Here is a 14,929-nt window from a genome sequence, read left to right on the forward strand (position 1 = left end):
TCGTCGAACAGCGATGCTAGAGCATCCGGTACAACGGGCAATAATTGCTCAAATATAGCTAGGTCCGTTCGCGTTACCAGAAGCAGGTTTGTCGCAGAACGAGTGATTTACATCGAACGCTTACGATCCACGTTCCAGCAGCTACTGTAGGTGGGATCGCCTTCATTGGCATGAGCGTTCATGAAATCGCGGCCCTTCGTCTGCCGGAGCCTGCTTTTAAACGGCCGATGAGTCGTTGGGCCTGTCTGCTGCAAGGTTTGATGACCGAAGGCACCGCTCGAAGCAGGGACAGAATCCAGATTGCAGCTTCTGCCTTCTATGGCTGCGGATGCGTTTTTTAAAGATACAGATCTGGCGGTAGTCAATTCGTAAGTGGCTTAACGCCGGACTCCATATCGCGCTCGCAAAGCCTCCTCTACAAACCTGCCGCACATTCCACGGTTGTGCACCAAGTTAATCGCTGTTGCGCCAACCCGTCATTCACATCTCATCATGATTCTGGCGGTTCATGCTGATAGTCTGCTTTCACGTACTACCAGCGCGTAGTTTAGGAAAGTACCAGGCGAAGGTAGTTACGGGTTGCAGTTGCTGTGGAGTACCGCATTGCAGGCTTGCCGCAAGTCGGCCATCGAAAGATCCGCATGAGTATGGACACCAGGTCCTGCCTGAGCAACCGCTCCAGCGCTTGCGGACACTATATGAGCCTGCTGCAGGCCAAGGTGCAATGCTTGCGCTCCCAGCGACATGCGACATGCGGGATGACGATGGAGAAGTCTTTGGTCATGGTGATGTCTTGATGGTTGCAGATCGATTTCATAAACAGAAGCTAGCCGGCATCACGAGCGTATTTGCATCCCAGGAAGTGAATTGTTATTGCTATGTAGTCAAGGACTAACCAGTTTTATGGCTGTTGCTTGAGTCAAGTCCAAAATTCTGCGCAATTTGGACTTGTAATGAACATTCGGATAACTAAGTAGTATGAGATTGCCGCTCCGGCTGGAGCGACAGATGACCGTAACTGAACGAAAGGTATCGAGATGAACAAGAACCTGTACCAGCTTGTTTTCAGCAGGAAGCACGGGATGCTGGTGGCGGTGGGCGAGGATGTGACGGTCGACGGCAAGGCGGCCGGCGCACGCATGGGCGCGGGGCTGGGCGCGGTCAGAACCCGCCTGCTGGCGCTCACGCCATTTGCTCTCGCGGCCTGGCTGGTGGGCGGGGGGCAGGCTGCGCTGGCGCAGAGTCTGCCTACCGGGGCACAGGTGGTGACCGGTCAGGCCACGATCAGCTCGAGCAGCAGCCAGAACATGATCATCACCCAGGGCTCGCAGCGCGGGGTGATCAGCTGGAATTCGTTCAATATCGGTCAGGGCAGCACGGTCCAGTTCGTGCAGCCCAATGCCCAGTCGCAGACGCTTAACCGCGTGATTGGTGGCACCACCAGCACGATTCTCGGGCATTTGCTGGCCAATGGCCAGGTGCTGCTGCAGAACCCCAATGGCGTGATTTTCGGGCGCGGTGCGGTGGTGGATGTGGGGTCGCTCCTTGCCACCACCAAGCAGGTGTCGGCCACCGACTTCATGGCGGGCAATGCGCTGAAGCTGACCGGTAGCGGCACCAGCGCCGCGGTGCGCAATGACGGCAGCATCACGGCGGGCCCCGGTGGCTATGTGGTGCTGATGGGCGACCAGGTGCATAACAGCGGCAGCATCCGCGCCGACAATGGCCACGTGGTGCTCGCCGCAGGTGACACGGCGGTGGTGAGTCTGGCCAATGGCCAGGGCGTGCAGCTGAACCTGACGGGCGCCAGTGCGCAGGCGCTGGTGGACAGCAGCGGGCAGATCCAGGCCGCTAACGGCACGGTGCAGCTGAGCGCGCGCGGCGCCAATACGCTGCTGCAGACAGTGATCAACCTCTCGGGCGTGGTGGCCGCAGGCTCCGGCGCGGTGGTGCTCGATGGCGGCACGACCGGCGACGTGGTGATGACGGGCGCCATTGACGTGGCGGGCAGGGCTGCGGGCACGAAGGGTGGCACGGTGGTGCTCTCGGGCGACCGCGTGGGGCTCTTTGGCAATGCCTCGATTGACGCCTCGGGTGATGCCGCAGGTGGCCAGGTCATCATCGGGGGCGACAACCTCCACAAGATCCCGGGTAGCGCTGCCGCGGGCATGGTCGGCGAGATTGGCCTCGCGAACTATACGCAGGTCGATGCGGGCGCAACGGTCAGCATGGGTTCGGCGCATGGCGACGGCGGCTTTGTGGAAACCTCCGGCCATAACCTGAACGTCAACGGCAATGTCACCGGCGCTGCCCCGAATGGTAAATACGGTGAGTGGCTGATCGACCCGACCGATGTAACCGTGAGTTCCGCCGCCGATAGCGGATATAACGGCAATCTGACCGGCGGCTTCAGCACCGGCAATGCAAGCAGTGCGAACGTCAATATCGGGACGTTGCAGAATGCGCTTAATTCGTCCAATGTGACCATCACAACCTCGGGCGCAGGCGCTGGCGCCGGGGACGTGGCATTCAATGGGTGGCTGCTCGGCACCGGGTCAGCAACTATGCTGACCATCCACGCCGATAACAACTTTACCATCAATGCGAACGGTGCCATCGGCCTTTCGAATGGCCTGAATGGCCTGAACATCACCGCAAACAACATTTCCATCCTCGGGTTTCTGGACGCGCGCCCGTCATCGTTGCCTACCACGCTCACCGCGAACAACAGCTTCTACGTGGGCCCATACGCGCCAAGCGGTGGTGTTAATGCCGGCGCGGGCTACCAGATCGGCGTTGTCAATCTCTTCAACTCTTCATTGTCGACAATCAGTGCGCCCACCATCGTCATCAATGGAAGGGTGGGCGGATCGAATGCCACAGGAGGGTCTTACACGGTCGGGACGATCAATTCATCGAACGTGACCGTGAACAATGGTGGCACGCTCGGCGTCGGCAACCTGAATGTAACGGGCAACCTGCTCGTCGCGTCGGGAGGCACGCTGACCTCGGTCGCTAACGGTCAGGCTGGTGCGCTCAACATCTCGGGCGGTGCGAATATTACCCTCGCTGGCAACGTCTCCAGCGGTGCCCAGAACATGACCATTGCCGGCGCGGGTGTTGCGCTGGGCAACGTCACGGCGGGGAATCTGTCAACGACGGCGACCGGCGGCAGCATCACTGAACTTGCCGGCTCCGCGCTCAACGTAAGCGGTGCGAGCAACCTGAATGCCACCCAGGGCAGCGTGATCCTGGCCAATGCGAACAACAGCTTCGGTGGTCTGGTCAACGCGCTGGCGAACAGCGCCAATGGCACGGTAAGCATTGCAGATCACGGCAATCTTGCGCTAGGTAATATCAGCGCGTCAAACGTCACGCTGGTAAGCGGCGCCAATATCACCCAGGGCGCCGGTTCAGCAGTGACCGGAACAGGCGCTGCCAATGGATCGGTGACGCTTGCAGCCAATGGCAGCATCACGCTCAATGGCAGTATCACGAGCACGGCCGGCGCGATGGATGTCAACCTGCTGGCCGATCAGGGCGCAGCAGGCAGGGGCTCCGTGACGCTGAACAACGCAACCGTCAATACCGGTGGCGGAAGCCTGAACATCTCGGCCAATACCACGAACACGCTTAGCAGCGCCATCTTCCTTAACGGCAGCCAGACCAGCGTGACGGCCAATGGCGGCACGCTGACGGGGGTGGCCGGCGGCGATGGCACGCCAAACCAGTATGACGGCATCGAGATTGTCAATGCGACGATCTCGCAGTCTGGCCCGGGCACGCTGAACTTCAACGGTACCAGCAACACCGGTAACGGCTTTGCGCTGGGCACGGACTCCGGCTACGGAATCGTCAACGGCATGGGCTCGATCGTCCAGTCGGGCAACGGAACGATCAACATCAATGCGCGTAATGCGAGCACAAACAGCGCAGCGCTGATCGTGTCGGGCGGCTCGATCCAGCAGTCGGGGACGGGTGCCATCAACCTGAACGGCAACTCGGCAGCGGGTGGGGTCAATGCAGGCGTATTTATCGGTTCGAACGTCGGCCCCTCGGTAGGAAACTCAACGATCGCGCAGACAGGCAACGGCACCATCACGATCAATGGTTCAGGCACCATGGGAGGCTCGCTTATTGATCCCTACGCCACTATCTCGCAAAGCGGCTCGGGTGCCATCATGATCAATGGTACCTCGACGACGGCGACAGGGCCTGGGGTCAGCCAGGTAGGCGGCCTGATCTCCCAGACGGGCAATGGCTCGATGAGCCTGAACGGTCAGTCGGCAGGTGGAGCCGCGGTGTCGCTTACCGGGGGCAATCTCTCGCAGGGCGGCTCTGGCGTTCTGAACATCACGGGTGTGGCGACATCGTCGGGCACCGGACTGTCCGTGGCCGGCGGCACCCTCGTGCAAAGCGGTAACGGCACACTGAACATGAACGGCACCAGTGCGAGCGGTACACCGATCGTGCTGAATGGCAGTTCGACCGTCAACTTCAATGCCACCGGTTCCCTGGGCATCAGCAGTGGCGATGCGCTGACGCTGGGCAATATCAGGGCGGCAAACATTTCTGCTACCAGCGCGGGCAATCTGTCGCTTACCGGGCAGCTTAACTCGTCGAGCGACCTGCTGCTTGCTTCGACCGCAGGTGCGATCTCCGGTACGCCCGCCACCCTGACCGCGCCGGGCAACATCACGCTGTCGCAGGGCACTAACCAGACGCTTTCTGCGCCGAATATCAGTGCCGGCGGCAACGTCTCGCTCACCGGCGGCGGCAATGTCACGCTGGCCAATGTAACGGGTAGCAGCCTCGCTGTGACTTCGGTCAATGGTAGTGTCGGGCAGCTGGCCACGTCGAAGATCAACGTGAGCGGCGTGAGCAACCTGACTGCCACCCAGGGCAGCGTGATCCTGGCCAATGCGAACAACAGCTTCGGTGGTCTGGTCAACGCGCTGGCGAACAGCACCAGCGGTACGGTGAACATCACCGGCATGGGTAACCTGACGCTCGGTAACATCACGGGCGGCAACATTGCGCTGGATTCGGGCAACGGGCAGCTGCTGGGCGCACTGGGTAACCTGAGCGCGCCGAACGGGACAGTGAGCCTCACCCAGGGCGCGAATGCGACGCTGGTGGCGCCGAACATCACGGCCAACAGCGTGACGCTCGCAAGCGGGGGCAACGTCTCGCTGAACAACCTCAGTGCGGCGAATCTGTCGGCCACCTCCACCTCGGGCAGCATCGTTGAAGCGGCGGGCGCGCTGGTGAACGTGACGGGCGCAAGCAGCCTGAACGCGGGTGCGGGCAACGTGATCGTGAACAGCGCGAACAACACGTTTGGCGGTGCGATCAGCGCGAGCGCGGCGCAGCCCTCGGGTGTGATCAACGTGACGGGTCTTGGCAACCTGACGCTGGGCAACGTGTCGGGCGGGGTGCTGGCGCTGGGCACGGGCAATGGCTCGATTGGCCAGACAGCGGGGTCGGTGGTGAACGTGAGCGGGGCGAGCAGTCTCACCGCCACCCAGGGCAGCGTGATCCTGGCCAATGCGAACAACAGCTTCGGTGGTCTGGTCAACGCGCTGGCGAACAGTACCAACGGTACGGTGAACATCACCGGTCTGGGTAACCTGACACTGGGCAACATCAGCTCAGGGGCGCTGACGGCGAATTCGACCGCGGGCAGCATCGTGGAAGCGGCGGGCGCGCTGGTGAACGTGACGGGCGCAAGCAGCCTGAACGCGGGTGCGGGCAACGTGATCGTGAACAGCGCGAACAACACGTTTGGCGGTGCGATCAGTGCGACTGCGGCAAAGCCTTCGGGTGTGATCAACGTGACGGGTCTGGGCAACCTGACGCTGGGCAACGTGTCGGGCGGGGTGCTCACGCTGGGCACGGGCAATGGCTCGATCGGCCAGACGGCGGGGTCGGTGGTGAACGTGAGCGGGGCGAGCAGTCTCACCGCAACCCAGGGCAGCGTGATCCTCGCCAATGCGAACAACAGCTTCGGCGGTCTGGTCAACGCGCTGGCGAACAGCACCAGCGGTACGGTGAACATCACCGCTCTGGGCAACCTGACGCTCGGTAACATCACGGGCGGAAACATTGCGCTGGACTCGGTCTCGGGCTACCTGAACGGGCTGGCGTCGACCATCACCGCACCGGGCAGCGTGAACCTGACGCAGGGCGCGAATGCGACGCTGGTGGCGCCGAACATCACGGCCAACAGCGTGACGCTCGCAAGCGGGGGCAACGTCTCGCTGAGCAACATCAGCGCGGCGAATCTGTCGGCCACCTCCACCTCGGGCAGCATCGTGGAAGCAGCGGGCGCGCTGGTGAACGTGACGGGCGCGAGCAGCCTGAACGCGGGTGCGGGCAACGTGATCGTGAACAGCGCGAACAACACGTTTGGCGGTGCGATCAGCGCGACCGCGGCGCAGCCCTCGGGTGTGATCAACGTGACGGGTCTGGGCAACCTGACGCTGGGCAACGTGTCGGGCGGGGCGCTGACGCTGGGCACGGGCAATGGCTCGATCGGCCAGACGGCGGGGTCGGTGGTGAACGTGAGCGGGGCAAGCAGTCTCACGGCCACCCAGGGCAGCGTGATCCTGGCCAATGCGAACAACAGCTTCGGCGGTCTGGTCAACGCGCTGGCGAACAGCACCAGCGGTACGGTGAACATCACCGGCATGGGTAACCTGACGCTCGGTAACATCACGGGCGGCAACATTGCGCTGGATTCGGGCAACGGGCAGCTGCTGGGCGCACTGGGTAACCTGAGCGCGCCGAACGGAACAGTGAGCCTCACCCAGGGGGCAAATGCGACGCTTTCGGCACCGAACGTCACGGCCGCAAATGTGACGCTGGTGAGCGGCGGCAACGTGTCGCTGGCCACGGTCACCGCCACGAACAGCATCGTGGCTGACGCGATCAACGGGCAGATCCTGGGTGCGAATGCCTCGATTGCGGCAAATTCGGTGAACCTGACGCAGGGCGCGAATGCGACGCTGGTGGCGCCGAACATCACGGCCAACAGCGTGACGCTCGCAAGCGGGGGCAACGTCTCGCTGAGCAACATCAGCGCGGCGAATCTGTCGGCCACCTCCACGTCGGGCAGCATCGTGGAAGCGGCGGGCGCGCTGGTGAACGTGACGGGCGCGAGCAGCCTGAACGCGGGCGCGGGCAACGTGATCGTGAACAGCGCGAACAACACGTTTGGCGGTGCGATCAGTGCGACCGCGGCGCAGCCCTCGGGTGTGATCAACGTGACGGGTCTGGGCAACCTGACGCTGGGCAACGTGTCGGGCGGGGCGCTGACGCTGGGCACGGGCAATGGCTCGATCGGCCAGACGGCGGGGTCGGTGGTGAACGTGAGCGGGGCAAGCAGTCTCACCGCCACCCAGGGCAGCGTGATCCTGGCCAATGCGAACAACAGCTTCGGCGGTCTGGTCAACGCGCTGGCGAACAGCACCAGCGGTACGGTGAACATCACCGGCATGGGTAACCTGACGCTCGGTAACATCACGGGCGGAAACATTGCGCTGGATTCGGTCTCGGGCTACCTGAACGGGCTGGCGTCGACCATCACCGCACCGGGCAGCGTGAACCTGACGCAAGGCGCAAACGCGACCTTCGTTGCACCGAATATCAGCGCCGGCGGTAATGTGGCGCTGGCAAGCGGGGGCAACCTGACGCTGGCCAACGTGAGCGGCAGCAGCCTGAACGCGAGCGCCACGAGCGGCAGCATCGGGCAGCTGGGTAACGCAACGGTCAATGTAAGCGGCCCGAGCAACCTGAACGCCACGCAGGGCAACGTGATCCTCGCCAATGCGAACAACAGCTTCGGCGGTGTGGTCAACGCAGTGGCGAACAACCCGAACGGTACGGTGAACATCACAGGCCTGAACAACCTGTCCTTGGGCAACGTGAGTGGCGGCAATATCACCGCGCAAAGTGCGAACCTCACGGCGCTCGGCAATGTCACGGGTGTGAACACGACGCTGATTGGTACGGCCAGCGTGACGACCGCGCCCACAAGCAACGTGACGGGCACACAGAATCTCACCATCATCGGACCGAACCTGAACATCGGTGGGAACGTCGGCAGCAACACGACGACGGGCAACACGACGCTGCTGGGCACGAACATCACGATCCCGGGCAATGTCACGGGTGGCAACACCACGGTGGTATCCAATGGCACGCTGAACACGCTCGCCGGCAGCACGCTCTCGGGTAACCAGAGCCTGAACATCACGGTGCCGAACGCGACGATCGCGGGTAACGCCAGCAGCAACGGCAACACCACGATCTCGGGCAACACGACGACGGTGGCCGCAGGTGGCAACGTGACGGGCAACAACGTGACGGTGACCGACACGGGCAACTTCACGTCGGCGGCCAACAGCACGGTGCTGGGCAACACGAGCACGAACATCACGGCCGCGAACCTGAACATCGCCGGCAACGTGGGCAGCAACACAAGCACGGGTAACACGACGCTGAACACCACGGGCAACACCACCATCGGTTCGGGTGGCAATGTCAGCGGCAATAACGTGACGTCGAACAGCGGCGGTGATTTCAACTCGGACGCCAACAGCACGGTGGCAGGCAACACGAGCACGAACATTACGGCCGCGAACCTGAACATCTCGGGCAACGTGGGCAGCAACACGAGCACGGGTAACACGACGCTGAACACCACGGGTAACACCACCATCGGTTCGGGTGGCAATGTCAGCGGCAATAACGTGACGTCGAACAGTGGCGGTGATTTCAGCTCGGACGCCAACAGCACGGTGGCAGGCAACACGAGCACGAACATTACGGCCGCGAACCTGAACATCGCCGGCAACGTGGGCAGCAACACGACGACTGGCAACACGACGCTTGCGGGCAGCAACGTGACGGTGTCGGGCGATGTGACCGGTGGCAACACGACGCTGGTGGCCGGTACGTCGCTGGACACGACGCCGGGCAGCACGCTCTCGGGTAACCAGAGCCTGAACATCACGGTGCCGAACGCGACGATCGCGGGTAACGCCAGCAGCAACGGCAACACCACGATCTCGGGCAACACGACGACGGTGGCCGCAGGTGGCAACGTGACGGGCAACAACGTGACGGTGACCGACACGGGCAACTTCACGTCGGCGGCCAACAGCACGGTGCTGGGCAACACGAGCACGAACATCACGGCGGCGAACCTGAACATCGCCGGCAACGTGGGCAGCAACACCAGCACGGGTAACACGACGCTGAACACCACGGGCAACACCACCATCGGTTCGGGTGGCAATGTCAGCGGCAATAACGTGACGTCAAACAGCGGCGGTGATTTCAACTCGGACGCCAACAGCACGGTGGCGGGCAACACGAGCACGAACATTACGGCCGCGAACCTGAACATCTCGGGCAACGTGGGCAGCAACACGAGCACGGGTAACACGACGCTGAACACCACGGGCAACACCACCATCGGTTCGGGTGGCGATGTCAGCGGCAATAACGTGACGTCGAACAGCGGCGGTGATTTCAACTCGGACGCCAACAGCACGGTGGCAGGCAACACGAGCACGAACATCACGGCCGCGAACCTGAACATCTCGGGCAACGTGGGCAGCAACACGAGCACGGGTAACACGACGCTGAACACCACGGGCAACACCACCATCGGTTCGGGTGGCAATGTCAGCGGCAATAACGTGACGTCGAACAGCGGCGGTGATTTCAACTCGGACGCCAACAGCACGGTGGCAGGCAACACGAGCACGAACATTACGGCGGCGAACCTGAACATCTCGGGCAACGTGGGCAGCAACACGAGCACGGGTAACACGACACTGAACACCACGGGCAACACCACCATCGGTTCGGGTGGCGATGTCAGCGGCAATAACGTGACGTCGAACAGCGATGGCAACTTCACGTCGTCATCGAACAGCACGGTGGCAGGCAACACGAGCACGAACATTACAGCCGCGAACCTGAACATCTCGGGTAACGTGAGCAGCAATGGCACGACGACGCTCACGGGCGGTACCGTGAACACGGACGCCGGCAGCATGCTTGCGGGTCATCCGCTGATCATCAACTCCTCGGGCGGATGCCTGGAGGGTACGGTGATCGGCCTGACAGGCAGCGCGTCAACGTGTGGTGCAAGCTCGGGTGCGAGCTCTGGCGGCAGCACGGGCGGCGCTTCAGCCACGGGCACGGGCGCGACCATCGACGGTGGCGGTAGCGGAGGCACCGCCGGTGGCATCGGGCTGGCTGCGCTGGGTGTCGCGGGCATGGGCTTCCTCGCGTTCCACAATGGTGGTGAGCTGTGGGATGGTGCAATGCAGGTGGACGGCACACCGCCGGTAGGCGCTGACACGGAGCTGACGTTTGAGGCCCAGTTTGACCGGGCGGGCGACACGGTGCGGCTGCTGGGCGACGGTCAGTACGGACACGGCTTCGGGCAGCCGATGAAGCTGGTGGACAGCAGCAATGGCGCGAAGCGCTATCGCTACGAGTCGGCCGACGGCAGCCGCAAGGCGGAGTTCGTGTTCAACCCGCAGACGCACAGTGTGTTCTACACCGAGCAGGTGGGCCAGGCGGGTGCACCGGCGCAGTCGGTGCAGCAGTACCGGCTGAGCGCGCACGGCTGGGCCCGGGTGCACGGCACGCAAAGCGCACAGGCCGCGCCTGCAAAGTAAGCGCCTGATGTAACACCTGGCGGAAACACCGGGGAGGGATCGCTCTCTTCCCGGTGTTCACCGCTTCATCAGCTGGCATTGCAATAGAGCCGGAATCAGGCAGCGACTCATCGGCCGGCATCGCAAAGCCGGACACCTCCCGGACCTGCAATCCAGATCTCTCCTGTCCCGTCCCATTCTGCGTGGCGCCTTGCTGTAAGGCGGCGGGCGACCCTCACTCCCGATCCATGCTGCCGCTGCCGACACGGCTATAACCGTAGTATTCATCCCTCATCGCGTATATCGTGGCACGCCCTGAACCGCTGAGGTTCACTTCTGCTTTCGCAGCCCCGCCTGGCGTGCCGCACCCGACCGATCACATCTGCTCATTTCCGATCATCTGCAGGTATGGGAAATTGAAATCCTGAATCTGTCAGGTTCAGGTATTACAGCATGTCTTGCGGTTACCCCCGTGCAGCCTCGCTGGTCCCCGCCTCACGGTCGAGCCGGCGTGCACATACCCGGATATCTCTGGAGTGACCTGACAGCAAAACCGATTCATGAGAGAGCGATATGAGCTTCAGGCTGGAAGAGTTTGAATACGCGGTTTATAACCGCCAGCATGAGCAGGCTGGCCGGGCACTGGTCGGGTTACTGCATGCAATTGATAGCCAGTACGGTCAGATGGCGGGCCAGTTTGAGGCCACCGCGCAGTCGGCTCAGGCCGCAGATGCGATTGACGAACACTTACTCGCCCGACTGGTCGCCGCTGTTACGACGCTCGCAACGGACCCCGCGTTCCAGTTTTCAGACAGTGGCTTTGCAACCACCCTGAATCTGCATCGGTGGCTATCGGCAATGTTTGCTGCGAGCCCCTTCCGCAACGGGGACCATATTCTGCGATCGTTGGGTCAACAGGCGCCTGGGATCGAACCTTTCAGCGTCGAAAACGCGAAGCTGCGTAAATTCGAGATTTTTTACTTCCCCGAGTCCGAGATCCCCGTCGACGTGGATGGGCTGTGGGAGCACGACAGGAAGCTGACTGCGGGCCTGGCACTGGCGCTGATGTCGCCCCGCTTTCTTGGTACGCCAGCTGCGCATAGCAAGCGCGAGACGCTGCTCAGGTGGCTGCCAGAGCGTCTGGCTCAGGTCGAGCTTGACGACCTGCCCGGAGGTATATTGCACGATGTCTATATGCATTGCAGCTACGCGGACTACCCGCGCAAACACGACATCAAGCGACCCCTGAACGAGCTGATCCGTCGGAAACTGCACGCCCATGGCCTCGATGATCTGCGTCACCCCGCACGCGCACCGGAAAACGGCAAACCTGTGCTTGCGGTCGTACTCGAGTGGTTCACAGCGGGCCACTCTATTTATCGCACTCACTCACTCACAATGGAAGGCATGCGGAAGCATTTCCATGTGATCGGGCTGGGCTACGCCGCTCAGGTCGATGAAACCGGCCGTGCGGTCTTTGATGAGTTCGTCGAGCTGAAGTCGGGTAATGTGTGGGACGACATCGCACATATCCGCGACCTTTGCGTCGACCGGGATGTTCAGGTGCTATACATGCCCAGTGTGGGGATGTTCCCGTTGACCATGCTGCAGTCCAATCTGCGCGTTGCTCCCCTGCAACTCATGGCACTCGGTCATCCCGCTACATCGCATTCAACGGTGATGGACTACGTCGTGGTTGAAGAGGATTATCTGGGCGACCCGGCATGTTTCAGTGAAGAACTGCTTGTGCTGCCGCCGGATGGCATGCCCTACCGGGCGCCAGAAGGGATGAAGGGCCTTACGCTTTCGCGGACACGCGACGAGTCCGAAGAAACCGTGCGCATTGCGGTGGCGGCCACGACGATGAAATTGAACCCACAATTTCTCAGTACCTGCGCGCGCATTGCTAATGAAGCATCGGTGCCTGTCCAGTTCCACTTTCTTGTGGGTCAGGCGGTCGGCTTGATCCTTCCCCAGGTCAGACGTCTCGTGCACAGCTTTCTTGGTGATCGCGCCGTTGTCTACGCACATCAGTCGTATGGGCAATATATGCAGGTGCTCGCTGACTGCGACCTGTTCGTCAATCCGTTCCCATTCGGCAACACCAATGGCATCGTCGATGCTGTTTTTGCTGGTATGGTCGGGATATGCCGCACGGGTCCGGAGGTGCACGAGCATATTGATGAAGGCATGTTCAGTCGTCTTGGATTCCCATCGTGGATGGTTACGACCGATCAGGACAGTTATGTCAAGGCAGCGCTGCGCCTTGTGAACGACAGGCAGGAGCGTCTCGAGCTGAGAGAAAAGTACAGCGGGCCCAAGGCAATCGAGCATGTCATCTTCGCAGGGCGCAAACACATTCTCGGAGAGCGTATTCACGACCTGTGGATGCAGCGAAGCACGACTGCATGAGCGCCGTGCCTATGACCGCTTGACGGCAGATAACAGATTACGAGCTGGGGAGTGCATGAGAGAAACTGAGAAGGCGGTGCTACGTCGCATGCGCGACCCGCTTTTCTGCGAGCGCTATCTTGCAGGCGAAGGGATCGACATTGGATGCGGAGAGACACCTCTATCGCTGTTTGCGGACCGTTTCCCTTCCATGGGACTCGTGCGAGGCTGGGACATCGTTGACGGCGACGCTCAGTTCATGGCCGGCGTGCAGGATGAATCTTTCGATTTCGTGCATTCGAGCCATTGTCTGGAACATCTGGAAGATCCGCGCGAGGCGTTGCGACACTGGTTGCGTATCCTCAAGCCTGGCGGGTTCCTGATCGTCACGGTGCCCGATGAAGATCTTTACGAACGGGGCCACTGGCCGTCGTGGTTTAACGCTACGCATAAGTGGAGCTTCACCGTCTACAAACCCCAGTCGCCGCTGCCCCGTTCGTTGAACGTGCTTGATCTGTACCGTGAATTTTCGCAGGTGGCCGAATGTGAGCGTGTCGTTCAACTCCGGCATGATTTCGACGATCACGCGGCGCCGGGGGTTGACCAGAGCCTGGGTGATGCGGAATGTGCGATCGAATGGGTGTGGCGCAAGCGCGAGGCTGCGCCTGTCACCGGGAAAAGTGCGGCCGACTGGCTCGCGGAAGGGCTGATCGCAGAACATCAGGATCGCAACGATCAATCTGCCGAGGCCGCGATGCGTCGTGCGTGCGCTTTCGAACCGCCATCCTTTGATGCCTATAACGCACTCGCCCATCTGCTAAGCCGGCAGGGTCGTCTGGACGAATGCGAAGCGCTGTGGCGTGAGGCAACACGCAGGATGCCGGGGCAGCAGACCCGTATGTACCTCGCTCTTTTTCTATTGCAGCGCGGAAACTACCGCGAGGGCTTTCGAATCCGCGAAGCCTCCATTGCAGATGCGCGCCGCACTCCAACCGCTCCGGATGTTGAGTACCCGCGGTGGCAGGGGCAAAGCCTCGCCGGCCGATCGATTGTGATCTGGACTGAATTCGGTCTGGGTGACGAGCTGATGTTTGCCCGCTTCGCCGGCGAACTGAAGCATAAACTCGGCGCGTCGCGCGTTTCGGTCCTGTGCCAGGACCCCCTGTATCCTGCGCTCAGGGATGGTCTGGCTGGCGCTGATCTGGTGCTGCCGGTTTCGATGCGCGCATCGTTACCCGAGCATGACTTCTGGGTATTTCCCCATTCCATTCCGCTTTATCTGGACCTGCAGGTCGACGCAATTCCGCGGGCGCCTTACGTCAAGGTAGACAACGCTGCAAGGTTGCGCTGGTCGGAAAAGATGAACCTGCCGGCAGACACGCTGAAGGTGGGAATCGTCTGGCAGGGCAATCCCACGCATGAAAACGATGCGTTCCGCTCGTTCGGTTCGCTCGCTCTTTTGCAGCCGGTTCTTGAACTGCCGGGCATCGACTTCGTCACGCTGCAGAAGGGGCGTGGCGAAGAGGAGGCTCGCCAGCTGGCAACGCAGAACACGGCCGTTCACGCTCTGGGCCACGAGTTCGCTGACTTCTCCGATACTGCGGCTGCCATTGCATGCCTTGACCTGGTCATTTCTGTGGATACCTCGGTAGCACACCTCGCTGCTGCCATGGGCAAGCCCGTCTGGCTGCTGCTGCCCACCGTGAGTGACTGGCGCTGGATGCTCGGACGGCAGGATAGCCCGTGGTACGACAGGCTGCGCATCTTCCGACAGGCGCGCCTTGCAGACTGGAGTGGTGTCCTCAGTGAGGTTAAGGCAGGATTGCATGAAATGATGCTGTCGGTCCGTGAGAAATAAT

General features: G+C 61.6%; 3 protein-coding genes. All 3 read left to right on the forward strand.

The window, feature by feature from the left end:
• Positions 1-1,037 precede the first annotated feature (1,037 nt).
• A complete protein-coding gene (locus AAGS40_RS29690) occupies positions 1,038-10,700 on the forward strand; it encodes an ESPR-type extended signal peptide-containing protein (protein WP_345817788.1) in 9,663 nt (3,220 codons plus the stop codon).
• A 552-nt stretch (positions 10,701-11,252) separates the two neighbouring features.
• On the forward strand, positions 11,253-13,091 hold the full coding sequence (locus tag AAGS40_RS29695; protein WP_345817789.1) for a peptide transporter: 1,839 nt from the start codon (positions 11,253-11,255) through the stop codon (positions 13,089-13,091).
• A gap of 88 nt (positions 13,092-13,179) precedes the next feature.
• Positions 13,180-14,928: a methyltransferase domain-containing protein gene (locus AAGS40_RS29700; RefSeq protein WP_345817790.1), complete on the forward strand. Its 1,749-nt coding sequence runs from the start codon at positions 13,180-13,182 to the stop codon at positions 14,926-14,928.
• The last annotated feature ends 1 nt before the right edge of the window (position 14,929 follow it).

The organism is Paraburkholderia sp. PREW-6R, assembly GCF_039621805.1.
GTDB lineage: Bacteria > Pseudomonadota > Gammaproteobacteria > Burkholderiales > Burkholderiaceae > Paraburkholderia.

What these genes read in the sequence shown, in the direction of transcription:
- AAGS40_RS29690 (WP_345817788.1), top strand. Translation starts at nt 1,038, where the DNA reads ATGAACAAGAACCTGTACCAGCTTGTTTTCAGCAGGAAGCACGGGATG.
- AAGS40_RS29700 (WP_345817790.1), top strand. Translation starts at nt 13,180, where the DNA reads ATGCGCGACCCGCTTTTCTGCGAGCGCTATCTTGCAGGCGAAGGGATC.
- AAGS40_RS29695 (WP_345817789.1), top strand. Translation starts at nt 11,253, where the DNA reads ATGAGCTTCAGGCTGGAAGAGTTTGAATACGCGGTTTATAACCGCCAG.